Raw genomic sequence first — 25,518 nt, forward strand, 5'->3', positions numbered from 1 at the left:
CTGAACAAGTTATTAACCTGTATATATTAGCTTCTAATAAACGCTCTAATATTGCAATTTGATTACTATCATTTAAATAATTTTTATTAAATTTAAAATGAGGAAACTTCAGTAATTCTTCTCCAAATTCAATCATGTTATCATATAAATAAAGTTTACTAGCTGAAAAAAAAGAATATTCATAAGTTCTCCAAGAGTTACACATTTTATAAGGATCTTTAAATGTTGTGTAAACAGGGGCTAATCTATGTTTTTTTATTTCTTGTACTGCCTCATAATGCTTTCCTTCATCATAATGTTTTTCAATTATTTCATGCAACTTCATCTCTATCGCCTCATTTCTTTTATATTGACTTATTTTACTATTTTTTAAAAACAAATACAAATAAAAAGAAGTATCCAAACTTCTCACAAAGTCTAAATACTTCTCTAACCTTCTCACAACTATTATTACTAACGTTTGAGAACTCCAAAACTTTATAAAATAGGGTTTTAAATGTATTTTTGTCACTTACTTGTTGCATTGCCATAACTACTCACAAAACTTATATCCACTTATTCTGTATTATCATTAGATGATAATACAGCTTCAACCTGAGCAATTAATTGTTCCTTATCAGGCATATATGTTACATATTTTGAAGCAAAAATATTATTACTCAAGCCTCCTAATGCATACTGCATATCAACATTGCCTTTATCAGTGCATAAAATCAATCCAATTGGTGGATTATCATCTTCATCATTAATTTCTGCTGTATAATAATTCAAGTACATATTAAGTTGCCCAACTGCTTCAGGCATTAATTTGATAGTTTTTAATTCTATCAATACATAAGATCTTAAAATTTTATTATAGAAAACCATATCAACATAATAATGAGTATTCCCGAACGTTACTCTTTGCTGAGTTCCTACAAACATAAATCCTTTTCCAAGTTCCAAAAGAAACTTTTCAATTTGTCTAACAAGAGCTTCTTCCAAATCAGATTCCATCATTGGTTTATTTTCTGGCAGACCTAGAAATTCAAAAACATAAGGATCTTTTACTATATCTTCTGGTTTGGCAATTTCATTTCCTTTTAGCGCTAATTCAAGAACCTTCTTTTTATTAGTCTCCCCATTTGATAATAACAACCTTTCGAATAATGAAGAGCTAATTTGTCTTTTTAACTCTCTTACTGACCAATTTGCATTAATTGCTTCTTTTTCATAGAAACTACGTTTGTCATCATCAGATATATATAATAATTCGCAATAATGAGTCCAGCTCAATTTTCCAGTCACTGACTGGAAAATTGGATATTTCGTATAGAACATTTTCATGTTATATAAATTAGATTGTGAAAAACCTTTTCCAAATTTATTAGTAAGATTTTTTGAAATAGCAAGTAATTGTTTTTTCCCATATTCACCACGATTATTCTTCAATTCATCTTCAACAATAACACGACCAATATTCCAATAAGCATTTAAAAGTTCATTATTTACTTGTTTTGCGACATTATTTCTAGCATTTGTGATAATACTAGCAATTTCATTTACTAATGCTTCATTGTTTAACAAATTATTTTCCACAATCAACTACTCCTTTCAATATTAATTATTCTTATTATACCCTTATTTTAAAAAGAAAAAAAGAAGCATCTAAACTTCTTACAAAGTCTAAATACTTCTCTAATTTTCTCACAACAATTATTACTAACGTTTTGAGAACTCCGAAGCCTTATAAAACAAAGGCTTTTAAGTCTATTTGTCGCTTACTTGTTGCATTGCCAAAACGACATATCACACCTATTTACGTTATAGCTAGTATTTTATAGTTTCATAACTACTTTTCAACTCAAAGAAATACCTGTTTTTCTTTATATTGATATAATTTCGATTTTCATACTCTACAAACTGGAATTTAGCAGTTTGGCGCCGGTGCTTTAACAACAATAAACTCCAGCGTTTCTTCAGAAACATTTTTTAAGTTCATTTTTGTATGGAATGGAACTTTTAATACTGTTCCTGCCTGATATCCATGTGTTTCCTGTTCATTCAAAGTCGCTGATAATGTTCCGCGAACAACTGTAATATACATATTTTTTGCATTTGAAAAATGCTCTGGCAGACATTCACCCTTATTCAAGATCATATGCATATAGTGTATATTTTCATCAATAATTACTTTTTCAACTGTTTTTTCATTTCCTTGTGTTAATTTAAAAATTTGTTCAATCATATTTTCCGTCTCCCTTTGTGTTTCATTAACTCTGTAAATTCCGATTTATCTAACTAAATTATCTCATGTGGAGTTTTTTATTACAAGATAATTTAACTTACATGCTTATTTTTCACAATAGGATGTTTGCTGAGATAATCAGATAGAGTAATACTTTTTGTATCATGAAATACGATATCCTTATCTTCATCTACATCTCGATACACAAGATGATTTTGTTCATCTATCACATCATAGAGAAATAGAGAAATATGGTTAGTTTTTTTGTATCTTACTTGTCGCTTACCGTTTTTAATTTATAAATATACAAAAAAACTCAAATCGAGTTTTAGCCGATAAATAAAGGCTTTTGCTGATTTGAGTTTCTTTGAATTGTTCTGGGTATTCCCAAAAATTAACGTTTTGAGAACTGTGGTGCTCTACGAGCTGCTTTAAGTCCGTATTTTTTACGTTCTTTAACTCTTGCATCACGAGTTAAGAATCCAGCTGCTTTTAATACTGGTCTGTAATCTTCTCCAGCTTCTAATAAAGCTCTTGAAATTCCATGACGGATAGCTCCAGCTTGTCCACTGTAACCTCCACCTTTAACATTAACAATCACATCAAACTTACCAGTTGTACCAGTTAATTCAAGTGGTTGGTTGACGATCATTAATAATACATCTGATGGTAAATAATCTTTTGCTTCTCTACCATTGATGACGATTTTTCCTGCACCTGGTGTTAAAATAACACGTGCTACTGAAGACTTTCTACGTCCAGTTCCTCTGTATTGTACATTAGCCATTTATTCTCGTCCTCCTTATCCCTTAATTTTTAATTCAACTGGTTGTTGTGCAGCATGTGGATGTTCACTACCAGCGTATACAAATAATTTCATCCCTTGTTTTCTTCCAAGTGTGTTATGAGGTAACATACCTTTAACAGCTGCTTCTACAAATCCTGTTGGATTTGTTTCTTTAAATTGGCGAGCAGTTTTAACTTTTAAACCACCTAACCAACCAGAATGATGATAGTATTTAACTGTATCTAATTTTTTTCCAGTCATTACTACTTTGTCTGCATTAACAATAATAACATAATCACCAGTATCTACATGTGGTGTGAATGTTGGTTTATGTTTTCCTCTTAATACAGATGCTACTTCTGATGCTAAACGTCCTAAAGTTAATCCTTCAGCATCAACAACGTACCATTTACGTTCAATTGTGGCTTCTTTAGCCATTGTTGTTTGTCTCATTTTTAATCCTCCTGTAGTTTCCGGGGCTACAAACGTTAAAATAAGGCAACTCTTATTATAACAATATTCGCATTTTTGTCAATATGATTTTCTCTGTATTCATCGCCTTTTTTAATATCGTAAATTGAAAAACTAAATTCCATCCCTAAATCAATTTATATGGAATTTAATTTTACAAATCCAATGATAGAATTTAATTCTGCAAACTTTTATAATAATAGTGGGTATTCCTTCTACTGGAGGTGTTCATCATGGCTAATCAGAAACATTTAACTGCTCTTGATAGAATCACAATTGAAAATGGTCTAAAAAATAACGACTCTTTCAAGGCCATTGCCAAAAAACTCGATAAGGATTGTACTACCATTTCTAAAGAGGTCAAAAACAATCTTTCTGTTCGTAAAACTGGTGCATTCGGTCGTTCCTTCAATAACTGTCTTTACAGATATACATGCAAGGAACGTAATTCTGCCTGTGACAACTGTCCAGTTATGAAATCTCAGCTCTGCAGATCCTGTACGCGCTGCATCTACGAATGCGGCAGCTATGTGGAAGAAATATGCCCTAGGCTTTCTAAGCCTCCATATGTCTGCAACGGATGTCCTGACATGAAAAAATGTACTTTGACAAAGCATATCTATTATGCACTTGAGGCCAACAAAAAATATGAAGAAAGGCTTTCTGAATCACGCAGAGGCATCATTATTACTCAGGATGAAATCAATCATCTTAATGAGCTGCTCTATCCACTGATTGCCCAGCAGGGTCAATCCATTCATCATGTCTACATTCATCATAAGAACGAGATCATGTTCAGCGAAAAGACTCTCTATAAGATTATTGATGCTGGCATATTGAAAGTGAGAAACATCGATCTTCCTCGACAGGTAACCTATAAAAAAAGAAAGAAACCTTCAAGATACAAAATTGATTCAAAATGCATGGATGGAAGAAGGTACGAGGACTTCAAGAATTTTATAGAAGAAAATCCTGACATGCCTGTTGTCCAGATTGATACGGTTGAAGGCACTAAAGGTGGAGCCTGTCTGCTTACTGTTCATTTTACAGTGCCAACATTTATGATTGCTTTTAGAAGAGAATATAATGATGCACAGTCTGTCATTGATATATTCAATGACATTTACAACCATCTTGGAAGAGATATGTTCATGAAGCTTTTCCCTGTCATTCTCACAGATAACGGACCTGAGTTCTCCAATCCAGAAGCCATTGAATTTGATGAAGATGGAAACAGAAGAACATATATGTTTTACTGTCACCCCAGCTCTCCGTTTGAAAAAGGTGACTGTGAAGTCAATCATGAATTTATAAGAAGAATCGCACCCAAAGGAAAACCATTTGATCCTTATACGCAAAAAGACATCAATTTAATGATGTCTCACATTAATTCGTATGCTCGTCCAAAGCTGAATGACAAAACCCCACTCTTTGTCTTCGCTTTGCTGTTTTCCAAAGAAGTTGCAAGCTACTTTGGAATCGAACATATTGACCCAGATAAGATCAATCTGACTCAGTCGCTCTTATCTCAAAGATAAAGCATAAACAAAACACAGGGATACCCATAATGTACAGATAAATAAGACCATCAGAGGGGTGAAATTTTGCTTTGCAAAAAAAACAGAAAATTTGACCCTGGCTTTACTATACTCTCAAAAACAAGTCAAATTGCTTCTTACAAGTTCATTTTAAGACCTGATGTGTCAAAAATCAATATCTGAAGGTGATTTTTATAATACAAAAAATCACTTTGCAATTTGAAATTCAACTCCCACAAGAAGAGTTGAATTTAAATATACAAAGTGGAATTTAGTTTTTCATTTCACCTTTTTAATATAACAAAAAGAAAAAGAGAAGCTGATAAATTATCTTATATCATACTCCCCTTGAAATTTTTCAAAATGTCCTTGTAAAAAATCGAAATGGTCAATAACATTGAGATTATGTTCTTTACAAAAATCTAACATCTGCTTATACATCGCTCCATTAAAATCAGAAGGATCATGAGCATCAAATCCTAAAATAACATCATTTCCTACTTCTCCTGCAATTTTCCAGAAGTGTGTATTTGGATATGCATAAATCATCTCTCCATTAACGTTTCTTAGGCCTCTTCTCATTCCTCCTGCATTTACTTCTAAAGGAATGTTTAACTCTTTCGCTTTTTCACAGATTCTTTGCGAAACAGTTCTCGCATCTAAATCAAACTCTTTATATCCTATTAAAAACAAATCAGGATGAGCTAAATAACTAAATAATCCTGTTTCTAAAGCTTTTTCAACATCATTACAATATTGATAAATATCTTTTTTCTTCATATTCTCTTTGCCATAATAATCACTATGAACACAATGTTTATGAAAATGATGTCCTAAAATCAAATAATCAACTTTATGCTCATATAATAAGCTTTGATAATAATCAAAATATTCTTCTAAACCTTCAGCTTCAAAACCTTTATATATCTTTATCTGGTCCTGATATTTATCTTGACATTCTTTAATTTTATCCAAATAATTCTCCATATCTGGATAAGGCATTCTCATACTAGGTCCATTTTGAATAAAAGCATGAACAAGTGATAAAAAGCTTCTAGGTCCTCTTATAGCTACAAGAGATTTCAAAAGATGCTGACGATAGTGTGGTAATGGAACATGCTCTGATATTCCTAATTCTTCAATCCCCATCTTAATAGCTGAACATACCATTTCCTCTTCGCTTCCATTAGCATGTCCACAACGATAGGTATGTGTATGAAAATTAGTCTTCTTCATAATACACCTCCTGCAAATATAAACCTTGTGGTTTAGCCTTAAAAAGACATTTTTTTTGGCCACAACTTTCTAACATTTCTAAAAGTTGTTCCTTTTGAATACGTTTAGCTCCAACTTGAATGATACCCCCAACAAGATGTCTAACCATATAACGTCTAAATCCATTTCCAATTAACCGAAAGGTAATAATACCATCTTTTTCTTCAATATCAAAATGATATAGAGAACGAATTGTATTCCCATATTGATCATAACAGCAAAATGACGCAAAATTATGTTCTCCTATAAAAATTTTTGCTGCTTCTCTCATTAATTCAATATCTAAAGAACGGCCATATTGATAAATGTAATTGGTTTGAAATGGATCATATTCTTTTGTATTTAATAAATAACGATACTCTTTCTTAACTGCACTATAGCGTGAATGAAAATTTTCATCAACATATTGAGCATCTAAAATGTAAATATCATTAGGTAAGAAATGATTAATGGCTCTTTTCCATTGCGTTTCTGGTAATCTTTTTTGTGTATCAAAATGAAATACCTGATGAACTGCATGGACTTTCGCATCTGTTCTTCCTGATGCATGAATAACAGTTTCTTCTTCATTAATTTTTTTAATGGCTTTTTGTATTTCACCTTGAATTGTACGTTCATTATTTTGAACTTGGAAACCATGAAAACGTGTCCCATCATAACTCACAATACATTTAACTCTCATAAAACAAAACTCATTATAACCATAGCTATACATATTGCAATGACACATAAAAATGAAATTGTATCAGACAATTTCCATACAAGTTGTTTATATCTTGTACGTTTAGCTTCTGGATTATAATTACGACTTTCCATAGCATTGGCTAAATCTTCTGCTCTTTGAAAAGCTGAAATAAACAAAGGAATAATAAGTGAAACGATTGATAAAATCTTTTCTTTTAAACTTCCTTCTGAAAATTCTACCCCACGACTAGCTTGTGCTTTCATAATTCTTTGCGTTTCTTCTAATAAAGTTGGAATAAATCGCAATGCAATAGAAATCATCATAGCAACTTCATGAGTAGGAAATCCAATTTTTTTAAAAGGTGACAGAAGATGTTCTATACCTAATGTTAAATCTAAAGGTTTTGTCGTAGCAGTTAAGATCGTTGTCATAATAATAATAAGAATCAGTCTAATAAATATATATACAGTTTGTAAAACTGCCTGATCATAAATCTTAATGAAACCTATTGAAAACAATAAATTTCCCTGTTGAATAAATAACAAATTAAAAATCATTAAAAATGCCATCATAAATAGCATTGGTTTTACGGCTTTGAGAACCTGTGATACTTTGATATGTGATAATAATGTCATAATAATCACAAAAGTTCCTAAAAGGGCATATCCAATAAATCCTGCATCAAAGAAAACAGCAATTAACAGTAATAAAAGTGAACCTATTTTTAATCTAGGATCTAAACGATGAATAAAACTATCAATAGGCAAGTACTTCCCAAACATCATATTATTCATGTAATTGACCTCCTATTTCCTGAATCAATACATCAATATCTTTAATAGACGGATCAATGTGAAATCCATTTTTATTAAGTTCTAAGATAAATGATGTAATAATAGGTAAATCAATACTCAATGATGTTAAATACTCTGTTTCTTTAAATAGTTCTTCAACAGATACATATCTTTCAACTTGACCATGATTCATCACAACAACATCATCACAATATTCTAAGACTTGATTCATATCGTGAGAAACAAGAATAACCGTTTTACCTTCCTGATTCACTTTTTTAAAAAGCTGTAACATTTCTTTAGCACCCTGTGGATCTAATCCAGCTGTCGGCTCATCTAAAATTAAAATATCTGGATCCATTGCTAATATTCCTGCTATCGCTATACGACGTTTTTGTCCTCCAGACAAATCAAATGGAGAACGCTCTAAGTAAGATTCATCTAATCCTACTAATTTGATAACTTTTTTTGCAATTGAAATAGCCTCTTCTTCACTAACACCAAAGTTTTTTGGTCCAAAAATAATATCTTTTAAAATTGTTTCTTCAAATAATTGATACTCAGGGAATTGAAAAACAAGCCCTGCTTTTTTTCTAAGAGGTTTTAAAGAAGATGGTTTATCCGTTGCCGTAATCAATATATCTTCTACATTGACTTCTCCAGATGTAGGAAGCAATAAAGCATTGATATGTTGAATCAATGTTGATTTACCACTTCCAGTATGACCAATTAATGCTGTCATACTCCCCTTTTGAATATTAAGATTAACTCCTTTTAAAGCATGATATGCAAAAGGGGTATCTTGAGCATAAATATGTTCTACTTCTTTAAATGTAATCGACATAATTCATTCACCAACTTCTCTCTATCAATTTGCTCTGTAATAGATATTCCCATTTTTTGTAAACCATGGCTGATTTTATAAGCAAAAGGAATATCTAAAGCCAAGCTCTCTATTTCTTCTTTTTTCATTAACACTTCTTCAGGTCGTCCTTCATCTACAATATGTCCATCACTTAATAAAATTACATAATCAGATAAAGCTGCTTCTTCTATATCATGAGTAATGGAAACAATCGTCATATTCTTATCTTTATTTAATTGATGGACCAAAGCGTTAATTTCGTTTCTTCCTTTAGGATCTAACATACTTGTTGCCTCATCTAAAATAATAATAGATGGGCTCATAGCTAAAATACCGGCTATTGCTACCCTTTGTTTTTGACCACCTGATAATTTTGTAGGTTCGTGATCCAAAAACTCATACATATTGACTTTCTTTGCATATTCATTGATAATATCATCCATCAATGCAGGATCTACACAATTATTTTCTAATCCAAAAGCAATATCATCTCTTACAGTCGCACCAATAAATTGATTATCAGGATTTTGAAAAACAATTCCTATTTGACTACGTACTTGATTTAATGTTTCTTCTGTTAATGGAATTCCACCAATAACTATCTCTCCAGATTTTTTTTCTAACAATCCCATCAGTAATTTCGCGATAGTACTTTTTCCACTTCCATTATGTCCTAATATTGTCGTATATGATCCTTTTTCTATACTAAAAGAAATATCATCTATTGTTAAAGTATCTTCATCATATCCAAAAGATAAATGTTGAACATCAATAATTTTTTCCATACTCATCCTCCAAGTAGTTCAATTTTAGTATGATTTATAGTAGTTGTCAACCATCTTGTTACAACAATAAAAAATCTTAATTTACATGAATTCTTCATGTTGGGTATTATCTAATTCTTTTGCTATTTGTATACAATTATCCAGATTCTGTTGATAATGTATTGAAAAAATACAACTATACAGAATATCCAATATATATTTTAAAGACAAGCTACTAGCAAAATCTGCAATCTTTGTATAAATTAATTCTCTTGATGACATTCTTAAAGTCACATCTGCTAACAAAGATAGCTCATTATCTTCTAAATTTGTAATAGCAATAATTGAAGTTTGTTTTTTTCTTAATGTTTCAATCAGATGTTTTATATGGGGAGCATGTCCCGAATATGAAATAATGATTGCACAATGATTTTGATCACTCATTAAATATGTTGAATCAAGTTCATCACTTAATGAACATAATTGAACATGTCTATGAAGAATATACATGCGTTCTTGGAATGAGCGGACTATATGCATATGAACTGATCGACTATAAACATCTATATACTTGCAGTCGCGTAATAAGCGGATAGCTTTTTGTAAGTCATCATGACTTATAAGTGAATATGTATCTTGAATTGTTTCTCTTTCTAAAACACACAAATTGTATGCAATATTCATTATGTCGTCATTAACTACAAAGGGAATATTTGCGTCCACTTCTTGATTGAGATAAAGATAATCTAATTCTTTCAAATAAGCTTCTTTAAATTCATTCCATCCATCAAAGCCTAATTTCTTAGCTATACGTATAAAAAGAGGCGATGATGTATATGTTTCATTAGCAATCTGTGCAATAGTCATATTTTTAATGTCTTTGCCTTTTTTTAAAATATAATCAATAATGATTGATTCACTTGGTGAAAAATGTGTCTTTTCTATCTTATGAATAAGCATATGACCACCTCTTGTATGACATTATAAAGCAATTTGTTATCAGTTGCAAAATAAAAACACATCGCTGATGTGCTTTTATTTTGTAATGAAAACAGAATTCATCTATTTTTCATATGTTGTTCTTGCATTTTCTATAAATGACCTTTTTATGAAATCAATCATTTTACCTATCATCATATTTTAATAATAAGATATCATATAATGCAAAATTCAAATCATGCAATTCATAAAAAAAGTGATGAACCCATCACTTTTTTAGAATAAACCAATAACTGCCATTGGTGCATTATCACCTTTACGATTATATGTTTTTAAAACACGAGTGTATCCACCATTTTTATCTGCATATTTTGGTGCAACTTCATCAAATAATTTTTGAACAGCAGTTTTACCAGTAGCAGGATCAACAACATCTTGTAATACTTGTGCTGCTTGTCTTCTTGCATGTAAATCTCCACGTTTTCCTAAAGTAATTAATTCGTCAACGATTGAACGAACTTCTTTTGCTCTCGTTACTGTTGTTTCGATTTTTCCATACATGATAACATCTGTAGCTAAGTTACGTAACATTGCTTTTCTATGAGATGATACACGCCCTAATTTTCTATTGTGTGCCATAAATTAGTGCTCCTTCCAAAATATTTATTCTATTATTAATCAACTTGTTTAAAACCTAAACCTAATTCGATTAATTTTTCTTTTACTTCTTTAAGTGATTTCTTACCTAAGTTTCTCACTTTAATCATATCGTCTTCACTCTTAGAAGCGAGTTCTTGAACTGTTTGAATACCAGCTCTTTTTAAGCAATTATATGAACGTACAGATAAGTCTAATTCTTCAATAGTCATATCTAATACTTTATTACTTGTGTCTTCTTCAGTTTCACTCATAACTTCCATGTTCATTGCCATATCAGTTAATTCAACAAACATATTTAAGTGTTCCACTAAAATTTTAGCAGCTAATGCTAAAGCTTCATGTGGTTGGATAGATCCATCAGTTGTAACTTCTAAAGTTAACTGATCATATTTTGCACTCTGTCCAACACGTGTAGGTTCAACATTATAAGCTACTTTTACAACTGGTGAATAAATAGAATCAGTTGCAATAACACCAATTGTGTTGATCATCTTTTTGTTCTGATCAGCACTCATGTAACCACGATCTTTATGAGCATACATTTCCATATAGAAATGCGCACCTTCAGCAACATGGGCAATTTCCATATCGTTTGAAATCATAGTTACATTTGATGGACATTGAATGTCAGCACCAGTAACAACAGCTGGTCCCTTGACATCAATTACCATAGTTACATCATCATCACCATCAATTGCAAAAACCAATTTTTTAATGTTTAAGATAATTGAAGTGACATCTTCAACGACACCATCAACTGCAGAAAATTCATGGATTGCTCCTTGAACTTTAATTGCGTGAACTGCACATCCAGGAATAGATGATAACAAAACTCTACGTAATGCATTTCCTAAAGTTGTTCCGAAACCTCTTTCTAAAGGTTCAATAACAAACTTACCATAGAAATCTGTTTCATCATATTCTGCGACATTAAAATTTGCTTTTTCGAACTTTTGCATTATTTCCCTCCTCACTTAGAAATAACTACTTTTTTACTTCATTATCCACGAGGACGTTTTGGTGGACGACAACCATTATGTGGAATTGGTGTAACATCATTAATTGAAGTTACTTCTAATCCAGCAGCTTGTAAAGCTCTTACTGCAGCTTCACGTCCTGGTCCTGGTCCTTTAACACAGACGTCAACAGTTTTCATACCATGATCCATTGATGCTTTTGCAGCAGCTTCAGCAGCCATTTGCGCAGCATATGGAGTAGATTTTCTTGATCCTTTGAAACCAAGTGCTCCAGCACTTGACCAAGTGATTACATTCCCATGTTCATCAGTTACAGTAACAATTGTGTTATTGAAAGTTGAATGTACATGTGCGACACCTTTTGCTATATTCTTTTTAACACGTCTTTTACCACGAGTATTGTTTCTTGCCATTTTCGTTCAACCTCCTATTTTTTCTTACCAGCAATTGGACGAGCTTTACCTTTACGAGTACGAGCATTTGTTTTTGTTTTTTGTCCACGTACTGGAAGTCCTTTACGATGACGGATTCCTCTATAGCATCCAATTTCCATTAAACGTTTAATATTTAATGCAACTTCTCTACGAAGATCTCCTTCAACTTTATAATTTTCTACTTCTTTTCTAAGTTTTCCTTCTTCTTCTTCTGTTAAATCTTTAACTCTTACATCTTCACTGATTCCAGTTGCAGCACAAATTTTTTGAGCTGTTGATAAACCGATACCATAGATATAAGTTAAAGAAACTACCACACGTTTATCACGTGGGATATCAACACCTGCTATACGAGCCATTGTTTCTCCTCCTATTAACCTTGTCTTTGTTTATGTTTAGGGTTTTCACAGATTACCATTACTCTACCCTTACGTTTAATTACTCTGCATTTATCGCATATTGGTTTTACAGATGGTCTTACTTTCATCTTAATCTTTACCTCCTTTGGGAAGATTTTCTACTTATGTCTAAATGTGATTCGCCCACGTGTTAAATCATATGGAGAAATCTCTACGGTTACTTTATCCCCCGGTAAAATGCGAATGTAATTCATACGGATTTTACCAGAAACGTGAGCCATAATAACCGCTCCATTTTCCAACTCAACCTTAAACATTGCATTAGGTAATGTTTCAAGGACAGTTGCTTCTACTTCAATAACGTCATCTTTTTTTGCCATTGATTATAACTCCCTTTTAAAGTTTTGTCAAAATCTCATACCCATCACTTGTAATGACAATAGTATGTTCATAATGAGCTGCGAGAGATCTATCTCTTGTTACAACAGTCCAATCATCATCTAAGACATCAGTTTCACATCTTCCTAGATGAGCCATTGGTTCTATTGCTAAAGTCATTCCCTCTTTTAATCTAGGTCCTTTTCCTGGTGCTCCATAATTAGGAACAGCAGGATCTTCATGAACTTTTGTGCCAATTCCATGACCTGTATAATCTCTTGGAGTTGAACATCCATGATTTTCTAGATATGTTTGAACAGCATGAGATATATCGGATAAACGATTACCAGGTTTGACTTGTGCTAAACCTGCATAAAGTGCTTCTTCAGTCACTTTCATAAGATGAGCAGCATCATCACTAATCTGCCCTACAGCATATGTCCAAGCACTATCACCATGATAGCCCTTATAACATGCACCTACATCCACTGAGATAATATCACCATCTTTAAGTTTTCTATGATCAGGAATCCCATGAACAACAACTTCATTAATTGAAGTACATACTGCTCCTGGAAAACCATATAGGTTCAAAAATGATGGTGTTGCACCAGCATCACGTATAATCTTCTCACAGAATTTATTAATTTCCATGGTTGTGATTCCAGGTTTAATAAATTCTTTTAAGTGACTATGAACAAGTGCCACAATGCGACCAGCCTCACGCATCAACTCAATTTCTCTTTGGTCTTTTGTGACAATCATTATTTACCCTCCAAGCTTTTTTCAATGTCTTTAAAGACGTCTTCCATAGGTTGGTCACCGTTAATATTAATGATTGTACCTTTCATTGTATAATAATCAATCAAAGGTCGAGTTTGTTTGTTATACGTATCAAGTCTAATTTTGACAGCTTCTTCGCTCTCATCTTCTCTTTGATACAAAGTTCCACCACATTTGTCACAAACACCTTCAACTTTAGGTGGATTAAATTCAACATGGAATGTTGCTCCACAATTTTTGCAAGTTCTTCTACCTGACAATCTTGTGATTAATTTTTCAACTGGAATGTCTAAATTTATAATTGCATCAATTGTAAAATCAAATTCTTTCGCAATACTTTCAAGTTCTCTCGCTTGAACTATTGTTCTAGGGAATCCATCTAAGATAAAACCATTTTCAAAAGTGTTTTCACTTAAATATTCCCTAAGCATTTCAATCGTATAATCGTCTGGTACAAGGTGCCCAAATTGCATGAAATATTTAGCAATTACACCAAACTTTGTTTGTTCACGTAAAGCTTTTCTAAATAAATCGCCAGTAGATATTTGTGTTAAACCGTATTTTTTAACAAGTCTTTCAGCTTGAGTCCCTTTACCAGCACCAGGAGGCCCCATTAAAATAATGTTCATTTTTCTACACCTCTTTTATTATACTATTTTCTAATATATCCATGATACTCTTTACGAGTAATTAAAGTTTTAATTTGTCTTGTTGTTTCAAGAGCAACACCTGTAATGATAATCAATCCAGTTCCTCCTAATGTCAAAGCAGCATTAGAAGTTTGTGACCAAATAACTGGTGTTATGATAGGAATTGCCGCAACAATAACTAAGAAGATTGATCCGACAACAGTTACTCTATTTAAAACCGTACTTATGAATTTTTCTGTATCTAAACCAGTTCTTACGCCAGGAATTGATCCACCATTTTTCTTTAAATCATTGCTAATTTTATGTGCATCAATTTGTAAATTAGAATAGAAGAATGCAAATAAAACTATCATAAGAAGATATAAGCAAAAACCAAATGGTTCCTGATAATTTAAAATGGTATCAATAGTTCGCGTTATATTATTTGAATCCATAAAACTAATGATTGTTCTTGGAGCTGCTAATACAGATGCAGCAAAGATAACTGGCAATACACCTGAACTATTAATCTTAATAGGCATATGTGTCGTATCTTTTGTTCTCATTGTTGGATTAGAATTTGTTGCATACATAATTGGTATTTTTCTAACTGCACCTTCGTTAAACACTACAAAGATAACAATTGCTAAATATACAATGACAAACAATGCATACCACAAAATTCCTAAAATCATTGTCTGTGTTCCCTTATCAAATGAGACCAAATTGTTGAATGTTGTAATAAAGTTAGTTGGTAAACTTGCCACAATACCTGTGAAAATCAATAATGATGTTCCGTTTCCAACACCCTTTTGAGTGATTTGATCACCCATCCACATAGCCAACATACTTCCTGCTATCATAACAAGAACTACATAAGCATAATTCCACAATGATGATGAACCAAGAATTCCATACATATTATCAAATGCATATGTTAATGATCCACCTTGAATAGCAGCCAAGACGAGTGTAACATATCGTGTCACTCTATCTTTTTTCTTTTTACCAGTATTTCCTTCTTTTTGCCATTGAGCTAATACTGGAATAACATCCATTGATAATAATTCAATAATAATAGATGATGTAATATATGGAGAAATTCCTAATGAAAATATAGAAAATTTCTCTAACATTCCTCCACCTAACATGTTCATAATTCCTAGGATACCACTATTAGCTGCTGAAGCTGTAATTGCATCAGCATTAATTGATGGAATTGTAATAGCAGCACCCAAACGGAATACAAACAACATACCAAGTGTAAATATGATTCTACGACGTAATTCTCCTTTTTTAAAAACATTCTTAAAAAAGTTTAACATCCTAGATCACCTCAGTTTTTCCACCTGCAGCTTCAATTGCAGCAATGGCTGACTTTGAGAATTTCTTTGCTTTAACAGTTAAAGCAACTTCTAATTTTCCATTACCTAAAACTTTTAAACCATCTAATTCTTTTTTAATTAAACCACATTCTTTTAAAGCAGCCATATCTACAACACTACCTGCTTCAAATTTATTTAAATCTTCTACATTAACAATAGCATATTCAACTCTATTGAAGTTTGTGAAACCACGTTTTGGTAAACGCATGAATAATGGTGTTTGTCCACCTTCAAATCCAGGTTTTTTTCCTCCACCACTTCTAGCTCCAGCACCTTTTTGACCTCTACCAGAAGTTTTACCATGTCCTGAGCTTGTTCCACGTCCAACACGTTTTCTATTTCTACGTGCTCCTTCAGTGTATTGTAATTCGTGTAATTTCATTTTTACACCTCCTACTTACTTTCTTCAACTTTAACAAGGTGGCTAACAGTATTAATCATACCTTGAATCGTTTCGCTATTTACTTTTTCAACTGATTTGTGCATTTTTGTTAAACCTAACGCTTTAAGAGTATCCTTTTGATTCTTTTTAGCACCAATTGGACTTTTTACAAGCGTAATGATAACTGTATTTTTTTCTGCCATTTCTTACGCTCCTCCTATCCGTAAATTTCTTCAACTTTTTTATCTCTTAATTCAGCAACTTGTTGAACAGTTTTTAATAATTTTAAACCTTCTACAGTTGCACGAACCATGTTGATTGGAGTTCTTGAACCAATTGATTTAGAAATAATATCTGAATATCCAGCCAATTCAACAACAGCACGAACTGGTCCACCAGCAATGATTCCAGTACCTTCAGATGCAGGTCTTAAGAATACATGTCCTGATCCATACATACCATTGATTTCATGAGGAATTGTTCCATGAATAATTGGTACATTAATAACATTTCTTTTAGCTGCTTCAGATGCTTTTCTAATAGCATCAGGTACTTCGTTAGCTTTACCTGTTCCAAATCCAACGCGACCTTTTTTATCACCGATAACTACTAATGCAGCAAAGCGGAATTTACGTCCACCTTTAACGACTTTAGTTACACGGTTAATTGTGACAACACGTTCTTCGAATTCTTTTTCAACTTTTGGTCCATTTCTTCTTGGTCCATTTCTTCTTGGTCCATTTTCTCTTGGTTTACGTTGTTCCATTCTTTAACCTCCTATTAGAATTTTAATCCAGCTTCTCTAGCAGCTTCAGCTAGTGCTTTCACACGACCATGATAAATATATCCACCACGATCGAATACTACATTTTCAATATTTTTGGCGATAGCTCTCTTTGCAATTTCAGTACCAACCTGTGTAGCAGCTTCAACATTTCCACCGTTTGCTAATTTCATATCTACTGAAGATGCAGCAACCAAAGTCACTCCATTGACATCATCAATGATTTGTGCATGGATATGAGAGCTTGAACGGAATACATTTAAACGAGGACATTCAGGAGTTCCACTGATTTTTCTACGAACTCTTGCATGACGTTTTTTACGTAAATCGTTTCTTGACATAGTTTTAGCCATGATAATAGCTCCTTCCTTATTTCATTAACTACTTTTTACCAGCAGTTTTACCTTCTTTTCTAATAATTCTTTCATCAACGTATTTGATACCTTTTCCTTTATAAGGTTCAGGTTTCTTCACAGCTCTAATTCTTGCTGCAATTTCTCCAACTCTTTCTTTAGAGATTCCTGATACAATAATTGATGTCTGAGATGGAGTTTCAATTTTAACTCCTTCTTCACCTTCAACTTCAACTGGATGAGAATATCCAACATTTAATACTAATTTATTACCTTGCATTTGAGCACGGTATCCAATACCAACAACTTCTAACTCTTTTTTATAACCGTTGTGTACACCTTCGATCATATTGGCAAGTAAAGCTCTTGTTGTACCGTGTAATTGTTTTACATGCTTTTGTTCACTTGTTCTGCTTACTGTAATTGTGTTTTCATCCATATTGATATTAATCAATGGTGAAAACTGTCTGACTAAAGTCCCTTTTGCACCTGTAACTGTGACAGTATTATCAGCAGCAATTTCCACTTTTACACCTTCAGGTACGTTGATAATCTTATTACCTACACGAGACATCAGTTACACCTCCTGTTTTCTTATTTTATTACCAGATATATGCTAATACTTCTCCACCGATTTGTTTAGCTCTTGCTTCTTTATCAGTCATTAATCCTTGAGAAGTAGATAATACAACGATTCCTAAACCATTTAATACCTTAGGAATTTCATTAACTTTGGCATATTGACGAAGACCAGGTTTAGAAACTCTTTTTAACCCAGTGATAACTCTATCGTTTCCTTTATATTTTAAAGTGATGACAATGTTTTTAATGACACCTTCACCTTCAACTTTATATCCTTTAATAAATCCTTCGTTTTTCAAAATTTCAGCTAATTGCACTTTTAATTTTGATGCAGGAACCACAACTTCATCATGACGTTGTTGATTCGCATTACGAATTCTTGTTAACATATCTGCAATTGGATCTGTCATTTGAAATGTCCTCCTTCCATTTGGATGATTTGATTACCAGCTTGCTTTTTTAACACCAGGAATTTCACCTTTATAAGCTAATTCTCTGAAGCAAATACGGCATAATTTGAATTTTTTAATTACTGCATGTGGACGTCCACAACGTTCGCATCTTGTATATTCACGAACTTTGTATTTTTGAGGACGTTGTTGTTTAACTTTCATTGATGTTTTAGCCATTAATTAAGTCCTCCTTATTTATGGAATGGCATTCCTAATTGTGCTAATAATTCATGACCTTCTTCATCAGTTTTAGCAGTTGTTACGAATACAATATCCATTCCTCTGATTTTGTTTACTTTATCGAAATTGATTTCAGGGAAAATTAATTGTTCTTTAACACCTAAAGTGTAATTTCCTCTTCCATCAAAAGAATTCTTTGGTACTCCTCTAAAATCTCTTACACGAGGTAAAGAAATACTGATTAATTTATCTAAGAATTCATACATTCTTTCTCCACGTAAAGTGACTTTACAACCAATTGGCATTCCTTCACGTAATTTAAATCCAGCAATTGATTTTTTAGCTCTTGTAATTACTGGTTTTTGTCCTGAAATTAAAGTTAATTCTTCAACAGCTTCATCTAATAATTTAGAGTTGCTAACTGCATCACCAACACCAATGTTGATAACAATTTTTTCCATAGCAGGAACTTGCATTACAGAACTATAATTAAATTTAGTCATTAATGACTTAACGATTTCATTTTCATAACGTTCCTTTAGTCGGTTCATTATTTAACCTCCTTCCGATTACTTTTTCTTCTTTGTAGTTTTATCTAATGCTTTACCTGTTTTTTTATTGATACGATATTTTTTACCGTCTTCATCAAAAGCATAACCAATTTTTACAGCTTGTTTTGCTTTTGAATCATAATATGCAACATTAGAAACATGAATAGGTGCTTCTCTTGTTACAATACCACCTTCTGGATCAGCTTGTGAAGGTTTGATGTGTTTTGTTACCATATTCACACCTTCAACAATCACTCTATCTTCTTTTCTTAGAATTTGAATAATTTCTCCAGTTTTCCCCTTATCGCTACCAGCGATAACTTGAACTGTATCACCTACACGTAATTTCATCTTCTCGTTTCCTCCTATAATACCTCAGGAGCTAATGATACGATTTTCATGAAATCTGCATCTCTTAACTCTCTTGCTACCGGTCCAAAGATACGAGTTCCTCTAGGTGAATTATCATCTTTAATAATAACGCAAGCATTATCATCAAATTTAATGTATGAACCATTATCACGGTTTACACCATATTTTGTTCTTACGATAACAGCTTTTACAACTTCACCTTTTTTAACTGTACCACCTGGAGTCGCTTGTTTTACTGTCGCTACGACTACATCACCGATGTTACTAAATTTTCTATTTGAACCACCAAGGTTTCTAATTACTAGTACTTCTTTTGCTCCTGTATTGTCAGCAACTTTTAATCTGCTTTCATTCTGGATCATTCAAGTGACCTCCTTTCAGATTCTTCTTATTAAATAATTTCTGCTTTCTTTACAATTTCTACTAAACGGAAACGTTTAGTTGCTGATAATGGACGAGTTTCCATAATTTTAACAACATCTCCATCTCTAGCAATATTTTCTTCATCATGAGCCTTAAACTTTTTAGAAGATTTAACACGTTTTCCGTATTTTTTGTGTTTTACATGAGTTTCAACTAAAACAGTAATTGTTTTATCCATTTTTGTAGAAACAACTGTTCCAGTATAAACCTTACGATTATTTCTTTCCATAGTCTACTCCTTCTATTTGTTTAATTCTCTTTCTCTAATAATTGTTTTAATTCTTGCGATATTTTTTCTAACTGTTCTAATACGAGCAGTATTTTCTAATTGTCCTGTTGCTTGTTGGAATCTTAATCCAAATAATTCTTTTTTGTACTCTTCTACTTTGTTAAGTAATTCTTGAGTTTCTGTATTTCTAATATCTTGAACTGTCACAATTACTCACCTCTTCCAATAATCTTACATTTCACTGGTAATTTGTGAGATGCAAGTCTTAATGCTTCTCTTGCAACTTCTTCTTCTACACCAGCAACTTCGAACATAACGCGACCTGTTTTTACAACTGCTACCCATTCTTCTGGAGCACCTTTACCTGAACCCATACGGACTTCAAGAGGTTTCTTTGTTTTAGCTAAATGAGGGAAGATTCTAATCCAAACTTGCCCACCACGTTTCATATAACGGTTCATAGCAATACGAGCTGCTTCGATTTGTCTTGAAGTAATCCAAGCACCTTCTAAAGCTTGTAATCCATATTCACCAAAAGAAACTTGAGTTCCACCTTTAGCTTTACCTTCATATTTGATTCTATGAGGTCTTCTATATTTAGTTCTCTTAGGCATCAACATGATTATTTATCCCCTTTCTTCTTTGCAGGAAGAATTTCTCCCTTACAAATCCAAACTTTTACTCCTAATTTTCCATAAGTTGTGTCAGCTTCAGCAGTCGCATAATCAATGTCAGCTCTTAATGTATGAAGAGGTACAACACCTTCAGAATAACCTTCAGTTCTTGCCATATCAGCACCACCTAAACGTCCTGAAACAGCTGTTTTGATTCCTTTAGCACCAGCTCTCATAGCAGCTTGAATAGCTCTTTTTTGAACTGTTCTAAATGAAGCACGGTTTTCTAATTGTTCAGCAATCTTGTTTGCTACAAGTTGAGCAACAACATCTGGATTTTTAATTTCAACGATATTGATAAACACTTGTTTACCATTAACCATTTTTGCAACTTCTTTTCTTAAAGCATCAACAGCTTCACCATCTTTTCCAATAACAACACCTGGACGAGATGTATGAACATAGATGCTTACACGATTTTTAGATCTTTCAATTTCAATGTTAGCGACATAAGCGCCTTTTAACTTTGCATATAAGAATTCACGAATTTTAATATCTTCATGTAATAATGAAGCAAAGTCTTTATCATTAGCGTACCATCTTGAATTCCAATTACGGTTAACACCAACACGTAATCCTACTGGACTTACTTTTTGACCCATACTTTGCCCTCCTATCTTTCAGCAACCACACAAGTGATGTGGCTTGTTCTTTTTAAAATTTGAGTTCCGCTTCCTTTTGCTCTTGCACGGAATCTTTTTAATGTAGGACCTTCATCCACATAAATTTCTTTGATGTATAATTTATCTTCTTCTGCACCTTCATTGAATACAGCGTTTTGTGCAGCAGATTTAACGACTTTAATGATTGCAGGAGTTGCACTTTTATTAACGAATTCTAAGATTCCAAGTGCTTCTTTTACTTGCTTCCCTCTTACCAAGTCAACAACTAATCTTGCTTTTTGAGGTGAAACACGAATCATTTTAGCTTGAGCTCTTGCTTCCATGTTTATTTTCTCCTCTCTTTCTATTTACCAGACTTTTTATCATCAGCATCATGACCATGATAAGTTCTTGTAGGAGCAAATTCTCCTAATTTATGTCCAACCATATCTTCAGTAACATATACTGGGATATGTTCTCTTCCGTTATAAACTGCGAACGTATGTTCAATAAATTGTGGGAAGATTGTAGAACGTCTTGACCATGTTTTAATGACTTCTTTTTTGTTAGCAGCATTTAATGCTTCTACTTTTTTCATTAAGTGTTCATCCACGAATGGACCTTTTTTTAAACTTCTTGCCATATTCTATAACCCTCCTTCTTATTTACCGTTACGACGACGTACGATTAATTTATTTGAAGCTTTTTTACTATCTCTAGTTTTAACTCCAAGAGCTTTTTTACCCCATGGAGTCATTGGTGCTTTACGACCGATTGAAGTTCTACCTTCACCACCACCATGAGGGTGATCATTAGGGTTCATAACAGAACCACGAACTGTAGGTCTAATACCTTTCCATCTATTACGACCAGCTTTACCAATGTTAACTAATCCATGATCTTCATTTCCAACAACACCAACTGTTGCTCTACAAACTGCTAAGAATTTTCTTACTTCACCAGAAGCTAATCTTACAGTTACATATTTTCCTTCTTTACCTAAGATTTGAGCAGACACACCTGCAGATCTAGCGATTTGTCCACCTTTTCCTGGATGCATTTCAATATTGTGGATAACTGTACCTTCAGGCATATTTCCCATTGGTAAGCTATTACCAACAATAATATCTGCATTTTCTCCAGAAACAATTTTCATTCCAACTTCTAATCCTTTAGGAGCTAAAATATATCTTTTTTCACCATCTACATAGTGAATTAATGCAATATTTGCAGATCTATTTGGATCATATTCAATTGTTGCAACTTTTCCAACAATATCATCTTTATTACGTTTAAAGTCAATAATACGATATAAACGTTTATGTCCACCACCATGATGACGAGTAGTGATGACACCTTGATTATTACGCCCACCAGTTTTTGATAAACGAACTGTTAATGATTTCTCAGGCTTATTTGTTGTAATTTCTTCATAAGTCAAAGATGTCATATTACGACGTCCATTAGTTGTAGGCTTATATACTTTAATAGGCATCTGATTTCCTCCTTATTTTTCTTATCTGGAATGGAGTTCATTCCAATAGTTCTTCCAATTATTCTTCACCGAATAAATTGATTGAATATCCTTCTTTTAATTTAACAATAGCTTTTCTTCTTCTTTTTGTTTTACCAACGTATCTACCCATTCTTTTTGTTTTAGGTTTCACATTCATAATGTTTACACTTTCAACTTTAACATCAAACATTTTTTCAACTGCAACTTTAACTTCAGTTTTATTAGCAGTTAAATCTACATCAAATGTATATTTGTTTTCGTTTTGTTGTAACAATAAAGATTTTTCAGTAAGTACTGGTTTCTTTAAAACATCTGTAATATGTGCCATTATGCCAATACCTCCTCAACAGCTTTGATAGCTCCTTCAGTCATTACTAACTTAGTGCTATCTAAGATATCATATACGTTAAGTCCTTTTGAATTAATAACTTTAACACCAGGAATATTTCTTGCTGATAAAGCTACGTTTTCATCAACTTCATCCATAACGATTAATGTTTTTCTGTCAGCTTCTAAGTTTTCTAACACTTTGATCATTGCTTTTGTCTTTGGAGCTTCCATAGCGATATTATCTAAAACAGTTAATTCACTATCAATCACTTTTTGACTTAAAGCAGATTTAAGTGCTAAACGTCTTACTTTTCTGTTCATTTTTAATTTATAGTTTCTATCTGGTGTAGGACCAAATACAACTCCTCCACCTCTCCATTGTGGAGCACGGATAGATCCTTGTCTTGCTCTACCTGTACCTTTTTGACGCCAAGGTTTCTTTCCTCCACCTTTAACTTCAGTACGGTTTTTCACTTTATGAGTCCCTTGTCTCCATGAAGCTCTTTGTAGTAAGACCATATCAAAGATTGCTTGGTTATTTGGTTCAATACCAAATACAGATTCATTTAATTCTGTATCTTTAACTTTTTGTCCTTCTTGATTATATACTGCAACTTTTAACATTAGTTTTCCTCCTTTCGCTTCATTATTCAGCAGTTTCCACTGCATCAGTAGTTTCTTCTACCACTGGACTTTCAGTTTCATATACAATTAAATCTTTAGCAGGATTAACTTTACCGTTTCCTTTTACTGCAGATTTAACAACAACTAAACCTTTTTTAGGACCTGGAATTGATCCACTAATTAATAATACATTGTTTTCAACATCAACAGCAACGATTTCCAAGTTTTGAACTGTTCTTGTTACATGTCCCATATGTCCTGGTAATTTTTTACCTGGAGCGATTCTGTTAGGAGCGATTGGCCCCATTGAACCAACGATTCTATGAGCACCAGAACCATGTCCCATTGGCCCTCTTTGTTGTCCATGTCTTTTTATAACACCTTGATAACCTTTACCTTTGCTAGTTCCTGTTACATCTACCACTTCACCAGCTACAAAGCTATCAACTTTAATTTCTTGACCAACTTCATAACTCATCATTTCGTCATAACGAAATTCTCTAATGAAGCGCTTAGGAGCTGTTTCAGCTTTTGCAACATGACCTTTATGAGCTTTTGTTGCTAATTTTTCTCTCTTGTCTTCAAAACCAACTTGGATAGCATCATATCCGTCAGTAGCAACTGTTTTCTTTTGTAAAACAACGTTTGGTGTTGCTTCTACAACTGTTACTGGGATTAATTTTCCATCAGTAGTGAACACTTGAGTCATTCCAATCTTACGACCTAAGATTCCTTTCATGAGTTACACCTTTACCTTTCCTTATAATTTAATTTCAATATCAACACCACTTGGTAATTCTAAACGAGTTAAAACATCAACTGTTTCTGGTGTTGGATTCACAATGTCAATTAGACGTTTGTGAGTTCTGATTTCAAATTGTTCACGAGAATCTTTATACTTGTGAACTGCTCTTAAAATTGTATAAACTTCTTTTTCAGTTGGTAGAGGTACAGGACCTACAACTTGTGCTCCTGACTTCTTCGCAGCTGATACAATTTTTTCAGCAGAAGTATCTAAGATTTTGTGATCAAATGATTTCAAACGAATTCTAATTTTGTTGTTTGCCATGACTTATTCCTCCTTCTTGCCAATTTATTGGCCTGCTCGATGCGAATTCCCTGAATACGTCCTCCGCTCATGACAACGGCTATCAGCGTTTCAGCAACCTCGCACTTCTTCGCATTCACAACAAATGCATTTTACACTAAATAGCGCATTAAATCAAGTCTTTTTGCTAATCTTTTAAAAATTTTTAATCTATTTTGAAGAAATTAAAAGGTTAGTAATTTTATTATAAATATTGCTATTTCCCTAATAAAAATCTTCAATTGATTAAGAGAAAATCCAAACACAATATATCTTTTATACAAGTTAAATGGATACTCATAAGGTTAATATATGAAATAACAGAAAGACTTTTCAGAAAAATCATTCATCATGCATGATTTTTTCTTTTTCATAGAATCCAATAAACTTAATTTATTAAGATTATTGGACCATAGATATGATTGCT

At 32.8% G+C, this 25,518-nt stretch carries 43 protein-coding genes; 1 reads left to right on the forward strand and 42 read right to left on the reverse strand.

The features are described from left to right. The 6 genes from E0K96_RS10965 to rplM form a co-directional block, all read right to left on the reverse strand. Positions 1-325, reverse strand: a 325-nt coding sequence (locus tag E0K96_RS10965; RefSeq protein ID WP_168083214.1) for a hypothetical protein, incomplete at its 3' end; no start/stop codon positions are given. 230 nt (positions 326-555) lie between these two features. Beyond that, positions 556-1,578 carry a PDDEXK nuclease domain-containing protein gene (locus E0K96_RS10970; RefSeq protein ID WP_168083216.1) on the reverse strand — a complete coding sequence of 341 codons (1,023 nt, stop codon included), beginning with the start codon at positions 1,576-1,578 and terminating at the stop codon, positions 556-558. Between the two features lie 331 nt (positions 1,579-1,909). Continuing rightward, entirely contained in the window at positions 1,910-2,227 is a 318-nt protein-coding gene (locus tag E0K96_RS10975; RefSeq protein WP_168083218.1) for a cupin domain-containing protein, read from the reverse strand. Between the two features lie 92 nt (positions 2,228-2,319). Then, positions 2,320-2,457, reverse strand: a complete 138-nt coding sequence (locus E0K96_RS10980) for a hypothetical protein (protein WP_158095601.1) — start codon at positions 2,455-2,457, stop codon at positions 2,320-2,322. Between the two features lie 164 nt (positions 2,458-2,621). Further along, positions 2,622-3,014: a 30S ribosomal protein S9 gene (gene rpsI / locus E0K96_RS10985; RefSeq protein WP_168083220.1), complete on the reverse strand. Its 393-nt coding sequence runs from the start codon at positions 3,012-3,014 to the stop codon at positions 2,622-2,624. 15 nt (positions 3,015-3,029) lie between these two features. Continuing rightward, positions 3,030-3,467, reverse strand: coding sequence for a 50S ribosomal protein L13 (rplM, locus tag E0K96_RS10990; RefSeq protein WP_087245414.1), 438 nt, complete (start codon positions 3,465-3,467; stop codon positions 3,030-3,032). Between the two features lie 251 nt (positions 3,468-3,718). Here rplM and E0K96_RS10995 point away from each other — a divergent pair, with 251 nt between their 5' ends. Beyond that, entirely contained in the window at positions 3,719-5,023 is a 1,305-nt protein-coding gene (locus tag E0K96_RS10995) for an IS30 family transposase (RefSeq protein WP_168083222.1), read from the forward strand. 327 nt (positions 5,024-5,350) lie between these two features. On the opposite strand, the gene E0K96_RS11000 is transcribed toward E0K96_RS10995, so the two are convergent. From E0K96_RS11000 to rpsJ, 36 genes are all read right to left on the reverse strand, one after another. Then, positions 5,351-6,259, reverse strand: a complete 909-nt coding sequence (locus E0K96_RS11000) for a histidinol-phosphatase (RefSeq protein ID WP_168083224.1) — start codon at positions 6,257-6,259, stop codon at positions 5,351-5,353. Continuing rightward, entirely contained in the window at positions 6,246-6,980 is a 735-nt protein-coding gene (truA, locus tag E0K96_RS11005) for a tRNA pseudouridine(38-40) synthase TruA (protein ID WP_087245410.1), read from the reverse strand. Before truA ends, E0K96_RS11000 begins: the two co-directional genes overlap by 14 nt. Beyond that, entirely contained in the window at positions 6,977-7,777 is an 801-nt protein-coding gene (locus E0K96_RS11010) for an energy-coupling factor transporter transmembrane component T family protein (RefSeq protein WP_168083226.1), read from the reverse strand. Before E0K96_RS11010 ends, truA begins: the two co-directional genes overlap by 4 nt. Beyond that, positions 7,770-8,621, reverse strand: coding sequence for an energy-coupling factor transporter ATPase (locus tag E0K96_RS11015; protein WP_168083228.1), 852 nt, complete (start codon positions 8,619-8,621; stop codon positions 7,770-7,772). Before E0K96_RS11015 ends, E0K96_RS11010 begins: the two co-directional genes overlap by 8 nt. Further along, positions 8,597-9,427, reverse strand: coding sequence for an energy-coupling factor transporter ATPase (locus E0K96_RS11020; protein ID WP_087245404.1), 831 nt, complete (start codon positions 9,425-9,427; stop codon positions 8,597-8,599). The genes E0K96_RS11015 and E0K96_RS11020 overlap by 25 nt, the downstream gene beginning before the upstream one ends. Before the next feature lie 81 nt (positions 9,428-9,508). Beyond that, on the reverse strand, positions 9,509-10,366 hold the full coding sequence (locus tag E0K96_RS11025) for a MurR/RpiR family transcriptional regulator (RefSeq protein WP_168083230.1): 858 nt from the start codon (positions 10,364-10,366) through the stop codon (positions 9,509-9,511). A gap of 255 nt (positions 10,367-10,621) precedes the next feature. Continuing rightward, positions 10,622-10,984, reverse strand: a complete 363-nt coding sequence (gene rplQ / locus E0K96_RS11030) for a 50S ribosomal protein L17 (protein WP_087245400.1) — start codon at positions 10,982-10,984, stop codon at positions 10,622-10,624. Positions 10,985-11,019: 35 nt separating this feature from the next. Beyond that, positions 11,020-11,964: a DNA-directed RNA polymerase subunit alpha gene (locus E0K96_RS11035; protein WP_087245398.1), complete on the reverse strand. Its 945-nt coding sequence runs from the start codon at positions 11,962-11,964 to the stop codon at positions 11,020-11,022. Positions 11,965-12,005: 41 nt separating this feature from the next. Then, positions 12,006-12,395, reverse strand: coding sequence for a 30S ribosomal protein S11 (gene rpsK, locus E0K96_RS11040; protein ID WP_087245396.1), 390 nt, complete (start codon positions 12,393-12,395; stop codon positions 12,006-12,008). A 14-nt stretch (positions 12,396-12,409) separates the two neighbouring features. Next, the gene (rpsM, locus tag E0K96_RS11045) at positions 12,410-12,775 is read right to left on the reverse strand and encodes a 30S ribosomal protein S13 (protein ID WP_087245394.1); all 366 of its coding nucleotides are present in this window, start codon (positions 12,773-12,775) and stop codon (positions 12,410-12,412) included. A gap of 14 nt (positions 12,776-12,789) precedes the next feature. Then, entirely contained in the window at positions 12,790-12,903 is a 114-nt protein-coding gene (gene rpmJ, locus E0K96_RS11050) for a 50S ribosomal protein L36 (protein WP_006505646.1), read from the reverse strand. 30 nt (positions 12,904-12,933) lie between these two features. Beyond that, entirely contained in the window at positions 12,934-13,155 is a 222-nt protein-coding gene (gene infA / locus E0K96_RS11055; protein WP_087245392.1) for a translation initiation factor IF-1, read from the reverse strand. Positions 13,156-13,171: 16 nt separating this feature from the next. Further along, positions 13,172-13,918, reverse strand: a complete 747-nt coding sequence (map, locus tag E0K96_RS11060) for a type I methionyl aminopeptidase (RefSeq protein ID WP_087245390.1) — start codon at positions 13,916-13,918, stop codon at positions 13,172-13,174. Beyond that, on the reverse strand, positions 13,918-14,565 hold the full coding sequence (locus tag E0K96_RS11065; protein WP_087245388.1) for an adenylate kinase: 648 nt from the start codon (positions 14,563-14,565) through the stop codon (positions 13,918-13,920). Before E0K96_RS11065 ends, map begins: the two co-directional genes overlap by 1 nt. Positions 14,566-14,588: 23 nt before the next feature. Beyond that, a complete protein-coding gene (gene secY, locus E0K96_RS11070; RefSeq protein ID WP_168083232.1) occupies positions 14,589-15,890 on the reverse strand; it encodes a preprotein translocase subunit SecY in 1,302 nt (433 codons plus the stop codon). A 1-nt stretch (position 15,891) separates the two neighbouring features. Beyond that, positions 15,892-16,332, reverse strand: coding sequence for a 50S ribosomal protein L15 (rplO, locus tag E0K96_RS11075; RefSeq protein WP_087245384.1), 441 nt, complete (start codon positions 16,330-16,332; stop codon positions 15,892-15,894). Between the two features lie 11 nt (positions 16,333-16,343). After that, positions 16,344-16,535: a 50S ribosomal protein L30 gene (gene rpmD / locus E0K96_RS11080; RefSeq protein ID WP_087245382.1), complete on the reverse strand. Its 192-nt coding sequence runs from the start codon at positions 16,533-16,535 to the stop codon at positions 16,344-16,346. A gap of 14 nt (positions 16,536-16,549) precedes the next feature. Beyond that, the gene (gene rpsE, locus E0K96_RS11085; protein ID WP_168083234.1) at positions 16,550-17,098 is read right to left on the reverse strand and encodes a 30S ribosomal protein S5; all 549 of its coding nucleotides are present in this window, start codon (positions 17,096-17,098) and stop codon (positions 16,550-16,552) included. Between the two features lie 14 nt (positions 17,099-17,112). Next, complete coding sequence (gene rplR / locus E0K96_RS11090) at positions 17,113-17,469, reverse strand: 50S ribosomal protein L18 (RefSeq protein ID WP_087245378.1); 357 nt, start codon at positions 17,467-17,469, stop codon at positions 17,113-17,115. 28 nt (positions 17,470-17,497) lie between these two features. Then, positions 17,498-18,043, reverse strand: coding sequence for a 50S ribosomal protein L6 (gene rplF / locus E0K96_RS11095; RefSeq protein WP_087245376.1), 546 nt, complete (start codon positions 18,041-18,043; stop codon positions 17,498-17,500). A gap of 28 nt (positions 18,044-18,071) precedes the next feature. Next, positions 18,072-18,461, reverse strand: coding sequence for a 30S ribosomal protein S8 (rpsH, locus tag E0K96_RS11100; RefSeq protein ID WP_087245374.1), 390 nt, complete (start codon positions 18,459-18,461; stop codon positions 18,072-18,074). Between the two features lie 33 nt (positions 18,462-18,494). Continuing rightward, positions 18,495-18,680, reverse strand: a complete 186-nt coding sequence (locus E0K96_RS11105) for a type Z 30S ribosomal protein S14 (protein WP_087245372.1) — start codon at positions 18,678-18,680, stop codon at positions 18,495-18,497. A 14-nt stretch (positions 18,681-18,694) separates the two neighbouring features. After that, complete coding sequence (gene rplE / locus E0K96_RS11110; protein ID WP_087245370.1) at positions 18,695-19,234, reverse strand: 50S ribosomal protein L5; 540 nt, start codon at positions 19,232-19,234, stop codon at positions 18,695-18,697. An 18-nt stretch (positions 19,235-19,252) separates the two neighbouring features. Further along, complete coding sequence (gene rplX, locus E0K96_RS11115) at positions 19,253-19,585, reverse strand: 50S ribosomal protein L24 (protein WP_087245368.1); 333 nt, start codon at positions 19,583-19,585, stop codon at positions 19,253-19,255. Positions 19,586-19,599: 14 nt separating this feature from the next. After that, positions 19,600-19,968 (reverse strand): 50S ribosomal protein L14, encoded by a 369-nt coding sequence (rplN, locus tag E0K96_RS11120; RefSeq protein WP_087245366.1) that lies wholly within the window; start codon positions 19,966-19,968, stop codon positions 19,600-19,602. Positions 19,969-19,997: 29 nt separating this feature from the next. Then, a complete protein-coding gene (gene rpsQ / locus E0K96_RS11125; protein ID WP_087245364.1) occupies positions 19,998-20,258 on the reverse strand; it encodes a 30S ribosomal protein S17 in 261 nt (86 codons plus the stop codon). A 12-nt stretch (positions 20,259-20,270) separates the two neighbouring features. Next, entirely contained in the window at positions 20,271-20,465 is a 195-nt protein-coding gene (gene rpmC / locus E0K96_RS11130; RefSeq protein WP_087245362.1) for a 50S ribosomal protein L29, read from the reverse strand. 2 nt (positions 20,466-20,467) lie between these two features. After that, positions 20,468-20,878, reverse strand: a complete 411-nt coding sequence (rplP, locus tag E0K96_RS11135; protein ID WP_087304983.1) for a 50S ribosomal protein L16 — start codon at positions 20,876-20,878, stop codon at positions 20,468-20,470. 2 nt (positions 20,879-20,880) lie between these two features. Then, complete coding sequence (gene rpsC / locus E0K96_RS11140; protein WP_087245358.1) at positions 20,881-21,534, reverse strand: 30S ribosomal protein S3; 654 nt, start codon at positions 21,532-21,534, stop codon at positions 20,881-20,883. Between the two features lie 11 nt (positions 21,535-21,545). Further along, positions 21,546-21,878, reverse strand: coding sequence for a 50S ribosomal protein L22 (gene rplV, locus E0K96_RS11145; protein ID WP_087245356.1), 333 nt, complete (start codon positions 21,876-21,878; stop codon positions 21,546-21,548). A 20-nt stretch (positions 21,879-21,898) separates the two neighbouring features. Next, the gene (rpsS, locus tag E0K96_RS11150) at positions 21,899-22,177 is read right to left on the reverse strand and encodes a 30S ribosomal protein S19 (protein WP_087245354.1); all 279 of its coding nucleotides are present in this window, start codon (positions 22,175-22,177) and stop codon (positions 21,899-21,901) included. 18 nt (positions 22,178-22,195) lie between these two features. Then, complete coding sequence (gene rplB / locus E0K96_RS11155; RefSeq protein ID WP_087245352.1) at positions 22,196-23,029, reverse strand: 50S ribosomal protein L2; 834 nt, start codon at positions 23,027-23,029, stop codon at positions 22,196-22,198. 58 nt (positions 23,030-23,087) lie between these two features. Beyond that, entirely contained in the window at positions 23,088-23,378 is a 291-nt protein-coding gene (gene rplW / locus E0K96_RS11160) for a 50S ribosomal protein L23 (RefSeq protein WP_087245350.1), read from the reverse strand. Then, positions 23,378-24,004, reverse strand: coding sequence for a 50S ribosomal protein L4 (rplD, locus tag E0K96_RS11165; RefSeq protein WP_168083236.1), 627 nt, complete (start codon positions 24,002-24,004; stop codon positions 23,378-23,380). Before rplD ends, rplW begins: the two co-directional genes overlap by 1 nt. A gap of 22 nt (positions 24,005-24,026) precedes the next feature. Continuing rightward, on the reverse strand, positions 24,027-24,743 hold the full coding sequence (rplC, locus tag E0K96_RS11170; RefSeq protein WP_087245346.1) for a 50S ribosomal protein L3: 717 nt from the start codon (positions 24,741-24,743) through the stop codon (positions 24,027-24,029). Positions 24,744-24,764: 21 nt separating this feature from the next. Beyond that, positions 24,765-25,073: a 30S ribosomal protein S10 gene (rpsJ, locus tag E0K96_RS11175; RefSeq protein WP_087245344.1), complete on the reverse strand. Its 309-nt coding sequence runs from the start codon at positions 25,071-25,073 to the stop codon at positions 24,765-24,767. Positions 25,074-25,518 lie beyond the last annotated feature (445 nt).

The organism is Massilimicrobiota sp. SW1139, assembly GCF_012027715.1.
Taxonomy (GTDB): domain Bacteria; phylum Bacillota_I; class Bacilli_A; order Erysipelotrichales; family Coprobacillaceae; genus Allocoprobacillus; species Allocoprobacillus merdigallinarum.